Genomic DNA, 10499 nt, shown 5'->3' with positions numbered 1-10499 from the left:
CCGCGCCGGCGCGGCCGCGCGGCGCGCCGCCGACGGACGGCAGACGCCGTGACCGCCCCGCCCACCGAGCGCGCACCCTCGGGGCAGGTCCGCGACCTCGTGGTCGTCGGCGCCTCCGCGGGCGGGGTCGAGGCGCTGCGCCAGCTCTGCGCGCACCTGCCGGCCGACCTCGCCGCCGCCGTCGTCGTCGTGCTGCACATCCCCGCGTCCAGCCGCAGCGCGCTGGCCGCGATCCTCGACCGCGCCGGACCGCTGCCCGCGGCACAGGCCCACGAGGGGGACGCGCTCACGCCGGGCCGGATCCTCGTCGCGCCGCCCGACCGGCACGTCGTCGTGGCGGACGGGGCGGTCACGCTGTCCCGCGGGCCGCGCGAGAACGGGCACCGGCCCTCCGTCGACGTGCTGTTCCGCTCCGCGGCGCGCGCGGCCGGCCCCCGGGTGATCGGGGTCGTCCTGTCGGGCACGCTCGACGACGGCACCGCGGGGCTCGTCGCGATCCGCGCGCGCGGAGGCGTCTCCGTCGTCCAGGACCCGCACGAGGCGCCGTACGCCGGCATGCCCCTGTCGGCGCTGGAGGGCGACTCGCCCGACGCCGTGCTGCCCGTCGCAGAGATCGCCCAGAAGCTCACGTCGCTCGTGGGGACGACCGCCGCCCAGGCCGCGCCGCCCTCGGCCCTGATGGAGGTGGAGGTCGCCATGGCGGTGCCGGAGGACCAGGCGCTGAGCGCCGGCGACCGGCCCGGCGTGCCGTCCGGGTTCGCGTGCCCGGACTGCCACGGCGTGCTGTTCGAGATCGACGAGGGCCACCTGCGCCGCTACCGGTGCCGCGTCGGTCACGCGTGGTCGGCGCGCAGCCTGGCTGCCCAGCAGGGTGCCGCCGTGGAGACGGCGCTCTGGACGGCGCTGCGGGCCCTCGAGGAGAAGGCGGCGCTCGCGGACCGGATGGCGGCGACCGCCCGCGTGCGCGGGCACGACTTCTCGGTGACGACGTTCGTGGAGCAGGCGCGCGAGGCGCGCGAGTCCGCGCTGGCGGTCCGCGACCTCATCGACCGGACGGCCGAGCTCGTGCCCGACCCGTCGGGCTCCACGCCCGTCTCCGCGGTGGAGGAGGCTGACGCGCTACGTTGAGCGCCGCACCGACCACACCCGACGGAGGCCGCGTGGACGTCCAGCCCGACGATTTCGAACGCCTGCTGCAGTACCTCAAGGAGGAGCGCGGGTTCGACTTCACCGGCTACAAGCGCCAGAGCCTCGAGCGGCGCGTCCGCCGCCAGATGACCACGGTGGGCGTGGGCTCGTTCGAGGACTACCAGGACCACCTCGCGGTGCACCCCGACGAGTTCACGGCGCTGTTCAACACCGTCCTCATCAACGTGACGAGCTTCTTCCGGGACGCCGACTCGTGGGCCTACCTGCGCCGCGAGGTCGTGCCTCCGCTCGTGGCGCGGGGCCACTCCCCCATCCGCGTGTGGAGCGCGGGCTGCTCGACGGGCGAGGAGGCGTACAGCGTCGCGATGGCGCTGGCCGACGAGCTCAGCCCCGAGGAGTTCCGGGCACGCGTGAAGATCTACGCGACGGACGTCGACGAGGAGGCGCTCGCCAAGGCGCGCAGCGCGACCTACTCGGCGCGCGAGCTGCGCGGCCTGGACGAGGACCTCCTCACGAGGTACTTCGAGGCCGACGGCGACCGCCGGACGCTGCGCAAGGACCTGCGCCGGGCGGTGATCTTCGGGCGCAACGACCTCGTGCAGGACGCGCCGATCTCGCACATCGACCTGCTGGTGTGCCGCAACACCCTCATGTACTTCAACGCCGAGACGCAGAGCCAGATCATCCGGCGGATGCACTTCGCGCTGCGGCCGCACGGCACCCTCTTCCTCGGCAAGGCCGAGATGCTGCTCTCCCACCTGGACCTGTTCACGCCGCTCGACCTCAAGCGGCGGTTCTTCCGCAAGGCGGACGACGGCGCGCCAGTCGTGCGCGAGGCCGTCGAACCGGTGCGCGGCGCGGCACGACGCACGGAGGACTTCGCGCGCCTGCGCGACGAGGCGCTGCTCTCGGCACCGGCCGCCCAGCTCGTCATCGCCTCGAGCGGCGAGCTGGTGTCCGGCAACCGCCGCGCCGAGCTGCTGTTCGGCGTCACGTCGCGCGACGTGGGCCGGCCGTTCCAGGACCTCGAGATCTCCTACCGCCCGATCGAGCTGCGCTCGCTCATCGAGACCGCGATGACCGAGCGCCGCACGATCTGGGACCACGACGTGCAGTGGCAGCGCCCGGGCCAGGAGCCCGTCGCCCTCGAGGTCCAGGTCGTGCCCCTCGTCGGGCCCGACTCCGAGACGCTCGGCGCGACGGTGATCCTCAACGACGTCACGCGCTACCGCCACCTGCAGGACGAGCTCCAGTCCGCGAACCGGCAGCTGGAGGCCGCGTACGAGGAGCTGCAGTCCACCAACGAGGAGCTGGAGACCACCAACGAGGAGCTCCAGTCCACCGTCGAGGAGCTCGAGACGACCAACGAGGAGCTCCAGTCGACGAACGAGGAGCTCGAGACGATGAACGAGGAGCTCCAGTCGATGAACGACGAGCTCAACGCGAGCAACGAGGAGCTGCGGCTCCGCACGGTGCAGGTCAGCGAGCTCAACAACCTCATGGAGTCGGTGCTCTCGAGCCTGCGCGCCGGCGTCGCCGTCGTCGACCTCGGCATGCGCGTGCTGGCGTGGAACGGCGGCTCGACGGAGCTGTGGGGCGTGCGGGAGGACGAGGCGCTGGGCCAGGACGTCGGGTCGCTCGACATCGGCCTGCCCGTCGAGCCCCTGCTCCCCCTGGTCAGCCAGCAGCTCGCCGGGGCCGCCGAGGACGCGACCGTGCGGCTGCCCGCGGTCAACCGGCGCGGCCGGCCGATCGAGGTCGACGTGACGGTGACGGCGATGCGCCGCTCCGCCCGCGAGGTCACCGGCGCGATCCTCGTCATGATGCCCGTGGCGGACTGAGGCGACGCGCTCGGCCCCGCGGTCCGCGAGGGCGTGCGGAGGGCGCGGCGTCAGTCGCGCGGGGCCTCGATCGCCGCGGCGACCAGCTCCTCCAGCGCCTCCCCGTCCGCGCCCAGGTCGCCGCCGAGCCGCTCGACGGCCGCCATCACCAGCGCGGCCACCTCCGGGACGGGCACCTCCCGCTGGCGCGCGCTCCAGCGCAGCATCTCGAGCGCCGCGGACCGGTCGACCCCGTACACGAGGGACAGGCAGCCGAGGGCCTGCTCGACGGCGGCCCGGCCCGCGAGCGCCTGGGGCAGCTGCTCGTTGACGGCGCCCGCCGCCCGTGCCGCGACCACCGGCGAGACGTCGACCACCACCCCGTCCACGTCCCGCCCCGTGCCACCGGACGAGGGCGACGCGACCGCGGCGATCGCGACGACCCGCGGCTGGCCCTCGAGGTCCTTGATGGTGTGCACGTGCGAGTAGGACCGGCCCTCGCCGGCGCAGGCCTCCAGGGCCGCGCCCAGCGCCTCGCGCTCGTCGACCCGGACGTGCCGCATGAGGGCGTCGACCGTCGGCGGCAGGTCGCCCGGCGCCATGCCGAGCACGTGGTAGAGCTCGTCCGACCACCAGGGCGCGCCGCGCGCCGGGAGCCTGAAACGTCCTGCGACGAGGTGTGGGTCCATGAGGGATCTCCGCCGTGGCGGGACGGGGGCTCTGGCTCGACCCGGTCCGCACCGCGATCCGGCGATGCTACGCACCCAGGGCCGCTCCGGCATCCGGAGCGAAGGCCGCCCGGGCCGTGACCGGGGCACCGGCGCCGGCCGCCGCGGGCGGGGCGGGCAGGTCGAGGACGAACGGCCGGCAGCGGGCGTCGCCCTCGCGGGCGAGCGTCAGGAGCGAGCCCCGGGCGGCGCCGTCCACCTCGGCCGCGGTCGCGTCCACGGCGACCTGCGGGGACAGCCCCTGCGCGCGGGCGACCACCTGCGCGAGGGCGGGCACGGCGCTCGCGCGGACCAGGCCGGTGACCTCCAGCACCACGCCACGGCCGAGGTCCAGCCGGACCAGGACGTGCATGCCGTGCTGGGACCGCTCGGACTGCTGGAGCTGCTCGGACTGCTCGGACTGCGGGTGCGACATCGTGACCCCCCACCGTCGCGGACGGGGTCCGGCTGCACGAACTCCACCGCCACGGTATCGCCGCCCCGCGCGACGGTCGACCGCATGCCACCGCGTCCCCTCCCGGTGCGGCCAGTTCACGCCTCGGGAGGCGGGAGCGCCGGGAGGTTCCTAGCGTCGAGGCATGGCACCCCACCACGTCGTCGTCGTCGGCTCCGGGTTCGGCGGGCTGTTCGCCGCGCGCGAGCTCGCGCGCCACCCGGTCCGGGTCACGCTCATCAGCGCGACGAACCACCACCTGTTCCAGCCGCTGCTGTACCAGGTGGCGACCGGTGTGCTCTCGTCGGGCGAGATCGCACCGCCCACCCGCGAGGTGCTGCGCCGCCACCGCAACGTGCGGGTGCTGCTGGGCGAGGTGGTCGACGTCGACCTCGACGCGCGCGAGGTGGTCTCCCGCACGCCGCTCGGCGAGCAGCGCACGTCGTACGACAGCCTCATCGTGGCGGCCGGGTCGGGGCAGTCCTACTTCGGCAACGACCGGTTCGCGGAGCACGCGCCCGGCATGAAGAGCCTGGACGACGCCCTCGAGGTCCGCGGGCGGATCCTGGGCGCGTTCGAGCTGGCCGAGGCCGCTCCCGACGAGGACGTCGACCGGCTGCTCACCTTCGTCGTCGTCGGCGCCGGCGCGACGGGCGTGGAGATGGCCGGCCAGATCGCCGAGCTCGCCCGCCGGACGCTGCCCGGCACGTTCCGGCGGATCGACCCCGTCCGCACGCGCATCGTGCTCGTCGACCCGGTGCCGCAGGTGCTGCCCGGCTACAGCGACCGGCTCTCGAACGCCGCCGCGCGGCGGCTGGAGAGCCTGGGCGTCGAGCTCTGGACCGGCCGCAAGGTGGTGGACGTGGACGCCGACGGCGTCGAGGTCGAGGACGGCGACGGCCGCCGCACGCGCCTGGAGGCGGCGACCAAGGTGTGGGCGGCGGGCGTCGGCGCTCCCCCGCTCGCGAGGCGCCTCGCCGAGGTGTCGGGGGCACCGACCGACCGCGCCGGGCGCATCGAGGTCGAGGACGACTGCTCGCTGCCGGGGCACCCGGAGGTGTTCGTCGTCGGCGACCTGATGACCCTGGGCGGCTACCCCTGGGTCGCCCAGCTCGCGATGCAGAGCGGCGAGCACGCCGCGCGGACGATCGGCGCGCGGGTGCGCGGCGTGCAGCCGCCCGGCGCGTTCGTCTACCGCGACAAGGGGACGATGGCGACGGTCGCGCGGTTCCACGCCGTCGCGCGCATCGGCCGGTTCGAGACCGCCGGCGTGCTCGCGTGGCTGCTGTGGCTGGGCGTCCACCTCGTCTACCTCGTCGGGTTCAAGAACCGGGTCTCGACACTCATGCACTGGCTGGTGAGCTTCGTCGGCCGCGGCCGCGCCGAGCAGGCCGCGACGTGGCAGCAGGTCGTCGGGCGCAACGCCCTGCGCGCCGCCGACAGCCAGTCGATGGCGCCGAGGCCTCCGGCCTGACCCGGCCCCGCACCCGTCCCCGCCGAGCCCCGGCCCGGCCCGCACCCGAGGAGATCCCGTGACCGACCACCGCCAGGTCCCCGACGCCGCGCGAGCGGTGCGGACCCCGCTGCTGCGCCTCGCCCACGCCGCCGAGGAGGCCGATGCGCTCGACGCCCCGGTCGCGCTCGTCGGCGGCTGGGCGCGGCGGCTGCTCGCCGACGACCGGCTGCGCGCGACGCTGCGGGGCGCCCCGCTCGGGCACGCGCTCCACCCGCTCATGACCGACGTGCCGTTGGGGCTGTGGATGTCGGCCTCGGTGCTGGACCTCGGGGGCCACTCGAGGGCGGCGAAACGCCTGGTCGGCCTCGGCGTGCTCGCGGCGCTGCCGACCGTCGCCACCGGCCTCGCGGACTGGTCGGTGTCCGGCGACCGCATCCGCCGCGTCGGCGTCGTGCACGCCGCCGGGAACGCGGTGGGGCTCGCGCTGTACTCCGCGTCGTGGCTCGCACGCCGTCGCGGGCACCACCGCTCCGGCGCCCTGGCCGCCCTCGCCGGCGCCACCATGGTGGGGGTCGGCGGCTACCTCGGCGGTCACATGGCCTACCCGCTCGGGGGTCCGCCCGAGGACCCCACGCTGCCGCCGCGTTGACCGACGCGCGCACCGCCACGGCCGCGGCTAGCGTGCCGAGCATGCCCCGACCCCGCAGCCTGCTCCTGGTCCGGCACGGCGAGAGCGTCGGCAACCTCGCGTCCGCCCGGGCGGAGCGCGAGGGCGCCGAGCGGCTCGACCTCCGGACGCGCGACGCCGACACGCCGCTGAGCCCGCGCGGCGAGGAGCAGGCGCGCGCGACGGGCGTGTGGTTCGCGTCGCTGCCGGCGCAGGAGCGGCCCACCGCGGTCTGGTCGTCGCCGTACCTGCGAGCGCGCCAGACGGCGTCGCTGGCGGTGCCCGAGGGGACGAGGGTCCGGCTCGACGAGCGGCTGCGGGACCGCGAGCTGGGCGTGCTCGACCGGCTCACGTGGCGCGGCGTGCAGCGGCTGCACCCCGACGAGGCCGAGCGCCGGCGCCACCTCGGGAAGTTCTACCACCGGCCGAGCGGCGGCGAGTCGTGGGCCGACGTGGCGCTGCGCGTGCGCGCGTTCCTCGACGACGTGCTGCGCGCACCGGCCGACGGTCCGGTGCTGCTCGTGACCCACGACGCGGTGGTCATGCTGATCCGGTACGTGCTCGAGGAGCTCACCGAGGAGGACCTCATGGACCTGGAGCGCGGCCGCAGCGTCCGCAACGCCTCGGTCACCCGGCTCGACGCGAGCGACGACGGCTGGCGCGTCGCGATGTTCGACGAGGTGGGCCACCTGGCCGCGCTCGACGCACCGGTGACCGAGCACGAGGGGACGGACGACCGTGGGCGCTGAGGTCCTGACGCCGGCCTTCCTGCGCGACTGGCCGCTGCCGGAGCGCACGGGGTCGAAGGACGAGCGCGGCGGCGTGCTCGTCGTCGGCGGCGCGGCCGCGACCCCCGGCGCCGCCATGCTGACCGGCCTCGCGGCGCTGCGCGCGGGAGCGGGCCGGCTCACGCTCGCGGTGGCGGCGTCGGTCGCCGGCGCCGTGGCCGTCGCCGTGCCCGAGTCGGGCGTCCTCGCCCTGCCGGAGTCCGACGGGCAGCCGACGGGCGAGCTGCCGGCCCGCGCGGACGAGGAGCTGGGTCGCACCGACGCGGTCGTGGTCGGGCCCGGGCTCGGCGACCCGGCGAGCGCGACGGCGGTCGTGGAGGCCGTGGCCGCGGCGCTCGACCCGACGACGCCGGTGCTCCTCGACGCCTTCGCCCTCGGGGTGCTCCCCCACGTCTCCGAGGCCGCGCGCGAGCGCCTGCGCGGCCGCCTCGTCCTGACCCCGAACCACGCCGAGGCCGAGCGCCTCCTGGAGGGCGACGCAGCGGAGGACGACGAGGACGACGACGGCGGCGAGGACGGCACCGCCGCGACGGCCCACCGCATCGCGCGCCGGTACGGCGCCGTCGTCGCGCTCTCGGGGGTCGTCGCCGAGCCGCAGGGCCGCACGTGGACCTCCGCGGGCGGTGCCTCCGGGCTCGGCACCTCGGGCTCGGGCGACGTGCTCGCCGGGGCGGTCGGCGGGCTGCTGGCAGGACGCGTCCCGCTCGACCAGGCGGCGTGCTGGGGCGTCGCGCTGCACACCACCGCGGGCGACCGGCTCGCGGCCGCGGTGGGCCCGCTCGGCTTCCTCGCGCGGGAGCTCGTCGACGAGATCCCGAAGGTGCTCGTCGAGCTGCGCACCCGCTGAGGCCGGCCTCCGGCCGTCGCCCTCCTCCCCGGCGGGCCTCGGCGGCCTCGGCGGTGCCCACCGTGGGGAGAAGCGGTTCGAGATGCGGTTCTCCGAGAAGTGGGCCAGGTTGGCTCTCACCGGCACGTGGCGCACGTCACAGGGCCGGCCGCGAGGCACCGCGCGTGGTGAGGTCCGCGCCGCAGGGTGCGTCTGCGAGAGGTCACCGGCATGCGCGTGCTCGGTGTCAACGCGGTGTTCCACGACTCGTCCGCGGCGCTCGTCGTCGACGGGCGGATCGTCGCGGCCGTCGAGGAGGAGCGGATCTCCCGGCGCAAGCACGGCAAGCGCCCGGTCCCCTTCTCCGCGTGGGAGCTCCCCGTCGGCGCCGCGCGCGCGTGCCTCGACGCGGGCGGCCTGAGCCCCGCGGACCTCGACGCCGTCGCCTACGGCTTCGACCCGGCCCTGACGAAGGACGCGGCCGACCTCGGCCTGGACGACCCGTGGGACCACCTGCGCCGCACGTACGCCGAGCACGCCCCGCAGTTCCTCGCCAGCGCGCTGCCCGGCCTGGACGCGCGGCGCGTGCGGTTCGTCCCGCACCACGTCGCGCACGCGGCGTCCGCCGCCCTCGCCGCGCCGTGGCGCACGTGCGCCGTCATGGTGCTCGACGGGCGCGGCGAGCGCGGGTCCGCGCTGCTCGGGCGCTACCGCGACGGGCGCCTGGTCGTCGAGGCGACGCAGGACCTGCCGCACTCGCTCGGGCTCGTGTACGAGTCGCTGACCGAGCACCTCGGGTTCCTGCGCTCGAGCGACGAGTACAAGGTGATGGCGCTCGCGTCGTACGGCACGCCGCGGTTCCTCGACGACCTGCGACCGCTGCTGGCCGCCACCGGCGACGGCGGGTTCACCGCGGTGCCGCCGGCGTGGGAGCGGTGGGCGCCGCCGCGTGCGCCGCAGGACGGCTGGGGCGGTGCGCACGCCGACCTCGCCGCCTCGGTGCAGGCGCGCCTGGAGGAGGTGCTCGTCGAGCTGGCCCGCTGGCTGCGCGAGCGCACCGGCGAGACGCGGCTGGCCATGGCCGGCGGCATCGCCCTCAACTGCGTGGCCAACTCCCGCGTCTGGCGCGAGGCGGGGTTCGACGACGTGTGGGTGCAGCCGGCCGCGGGCGACGCGGGCACCGCGCTCGGCGCCGCGCTGCAGCTCGCCGCGGACGAGGGCGACATGCTCCGCCCGATGACCGACGCCGCGCTCGGGCGGGCGTGGTCGGACGACGAGGTGGCGGCCGAGCTGCGGCGCGCGCACGTGCCGTTCCGCACGCCGACGGACCTGGCGTCGGTGGTGGCCGCCGCCCTCGCGCGCGACGAGGTCGTCGCGTGGTTCGAGGGACGCAGCGAGTTCGGCCCGCGCGCGCTCGGCCGCCGCTCGCTGCTCGCGCACCCGGGGTTCGCCGAGAACCTCGAGCGCCTCAACGACGTCAAGGGCCGCGAGCAGTTCCGCCCGGTCGCCCCCATGGTGCTGGCCGACCGGGCCGCGGAGATCTTCAGCGGTGGGCCCCTGCCGAGCCCGTACATGCTGTTCGTCCACCACGTCGACCCGGCCTGGCGGGACCGCATCCCCGCGGCGGTGCACGTGGACGGGACCGCGCGCATCCAGACGGTCGACGACGCCGCCCAGCCGGTGCTCGCGCGGGTGCTGCGCCGGTTCGCGGACCTGACCGGGCTGCCCGTCGTCGTCAACACCAGCCTCAACACCGCGGGTCGCCCCATGGTGGACAGCCCGCACGACGCGCTGGAGCTGTTCGGGTCCTCGCCCGTCGACCTGCTGGTGCTCGGCGCGCACGTCGTGACGCGTGCGGCGCTGTTCCAGGACGGCGACGCATGACGTGGGCCGTGGTCGTCCCGACGATCGGCCGGCCCTCGCTCGACCGGCTCCTGGAGAGCCTGCGCGCGCAGGAGCTGCCGGACGCGCTCGGCGTCCCCGACGAGGTCGTCGTGGTGGACGACCGGCCGCTGCCCGCGGCGTACGGGCCGCTCGACCTGCCCCGGCCGCTCGCGGCCGGCGCCGACGTCCGGGTCGTGCGCAGCGGCGGCCGAGGCCCGGCGGCAGCCCGCAACGCGGGGTGGCGGTCCGTGGCCGCGTCGTGGGTCGTCTTCCTGGACGACGACGTCGTGCTGCCCGCCGGGTGGGGAGCCGCGCTCGGCGCGGACCTCGCGGCGGCCGGCCCGCGCACGGGAGGCGTGCAGGCGCGGCTCCTCGTGCCGCTCCCCCGCCACCGCCGGCCGACGGACTGGGAGCGCGCCACCGCCGGGCTGGAGGGCGCGGCGTGGGCGACGGCCGACATGGCGTACCGGCGCGCCGCGCTCGAGGCGGTGGACGGCTTCGACGAGCGGTTCCCGCGCGCCTACCGGGAGGACGCGGACCTCGCGCTGCGCGTCCGCCGGGCCGGCTGGGAGCTCGAGCGCGGCCGCCGCGTCACCGTGCACCCGGTGCGCCCGGCGCGCGCGGACGTGAGCGTGCGCGTCCAGGCGGGCAACGCCGACGACGCGCTGCTGCGCGCGTTGCACGGCCGCCGGTGGCGCGACGACGCGCAGACCGGGCCCGGGCGCGGGCGGCGGCACGTCCTCACGGT

General features: G+C 76.4%; 10 protein-coding genes. 8 read left to right on the top strand and 2 right to left on the bottom strand.

What is annotated here, in order from left to right; translation table 11 throughout:
- Window positions 1–48: 48 nt before the first annotated feature.
- Complete coding sequence (locus HGCM_RS10370) at window positions 49–1128, top strand: chemotaxis protein CheB (RefSeq protein WP_051016189.1); 1080 nt, start codon at window positions 49–51, stop codon at window positions 1126–1128.
- Between the two features lie 32 nt (window positions 1129–1160).
- A complete protein-coding gene (locus HGCM_RS10365) occupies window positions 1161–2990 on the top strand; it encodes a CheR family methyltransferase (RefSeq protein ID WP_019136771.1) in 1830 nt (609 codons plus the stop codon).
- Between the two features lie 50 nt (window positions 2991–3040).
- Here the strand turns inward: HGCM_RS10365 and HGCM_RS10360 are convergent, their stop codons facing one another.
- Together HGCM_RS10360 and HGCM_RS10355 are read right to left on the bottom strand one after the other, a co-directional pair.
- The gene (locus HGCM_RS10360) at window positions 3041–3658 is read right to left on the bottom strand and encodes an ANTAR domain-containing protein (RefSeq protein WP_147572796.1); all 618 of its coding nucleotides are present in this window, start codon (window positions 3656–3658) and stop codon (window positions 3041–3043) included.
- A gap of 67 nt (window positions 3659–3725) precedes the next feature.
- On the bottom strand, window positions 3726–4112 hold the full coding sequence (locus HGCM_RS10355; protein WP_019136769.1) for a hypothetical protein: 387 nt from the start codon (window positions 4110–4112) through the stop codon (window positions 3726–3728).
- Window positions 4113–4275: 163 nt separating this feature from the next.
- Here HGCM_RS10355 and HGCM_RS17975 point away from each other — a divergent pair, with 163 nt between their 5' ends.
- From HGCM_RS17975 to HGCM_RS17970, 6 genes are all read left to right on the top strand, one after another.
- Complete coding sequence (locus HGCM_RS17975; RefSeq protein ID WP_019136768.1) at window positions 4276–5604, top strand: NAD(P)/FAD-dependent oxidoreductase; 1329 nt, start codon at window positions 4276–4278, stop codon at window positions 5602–5604.
- A gap of 58 nt (window positions 5605–5662) precedes the next feature.
- Window positions 5663–6235 (top strand): DUF2231 domain-containing protein, encoded by a 573-nt coding sequence (locus HGCM_RS20455; protein WP_019136767.1) that lies wholly within the window; start codon window positions 5663–5665, stop codon window positions 6233–6235.
- A 41-nt stretch (window positions 6236–6276) separates the two neighbouring features.
- The gene (locus HGCM_RS10340; protein ID WP_019136766.1) at window positions 6277–7002 is read left to right on the top strand and encodes a histidine phosphatase family protein; all 726 of its coding nucleotides are present in this window, start codon (window positions 6277–6279) and stop codon (window positions 7000–7002) included.
- Window positions 6992–7888: an NAD(P)H-hydrate dehydratase gene (locus HGCM_RS10335; RefSeq protein ID WP_019136765.1), complete on the top strand. Its 897-nt coding sequence runs from the start codon at window positions 6992–6994 to the stop codon at window positions 7886–7888. Before HGCM_RS10340 ends, HGCM_RS10335 begins: the two co-directional genes overlap by 11 nt.
- A 210-nt stretch (window positions 7889–8098) precedes the next feature.
- The gene (locus HGCM_RS10330; RefSeq protein ID WP_019136764.1) at window positions 8099–9751 is read left to right on the top strand and encodes a carbamoyltransferase family protein; all 1653 of its coding nucleotides are present in this window, start codon (window positions 8099–8101) and stop codon (window positions 9749–9751) included.
- The coding region (locus HGCM_RS17970) for a glycosyltransferase family 2 protein (RefSeq protein WP_019136763.1) at window positions 9748–10499 on the top strand (752 nt) is incomplete at its 3' end. The genes HGCM_RS10330 and HGCM_RS17970, both read left to right, overlap by 4 nt.

The sequence above is a fragment of the Cellulomonas massiliensis JC225 genome (genome assembly GCF_000312005.1).
Classification (GTDB): Bacteria; Actinomycetota; Actinomycetes; order Actinomycetales; family Cellulomonadaceae; genus Cellulomonas; species Cellulomonas massiliensis.
The sequence above is the reverse complement of the archived record's forward strand: the minus strand, read 5'-3'. Positions and strand labels throughout refer to the sequence as shown.

Excerpts from the sequence above, each read along its gene's own strand:
- HGCM_RS10340 (WP_019136766.1), top strand. The coding sequence starts at position 6,277 with ATGCCCCGACCCCGCAGCCTGCTCCTGGTCCGGCACGGCGAGAGCGTC.
- HGCM_RS10330 (WP_019136764.1), top strand. The coding sequence starts at position 8,099 with ATGCGCGTGCTCGGTGTCAACGCGGTGTTCCACGACTCGTCCGCGGCG.
- HGCM_RS10355 (WP_019136769.1), bottom strand. The coding sequence starts at position 4,112 with ATGTCGCACCCGCAGTCCGAGCAGTCCGAGCAGCTCCAGCAGTCCGAG.
- HGCM_RS10360 (WP_147572796.1), bottom strand. The coding sequence starts at position 3,658 with ATGGACCCACACCTCGTCGCAGGACGTTTCAGGCTCCCGGCGCGCGGC.
- HGCM_RS17975 (WP_019136768.1), top strand. The coding sequence starts at position 4,276 with ATGGCACCCCACCACGTCGTCGTCGTCGGCTCCGGGTTCGGCGGGCTG.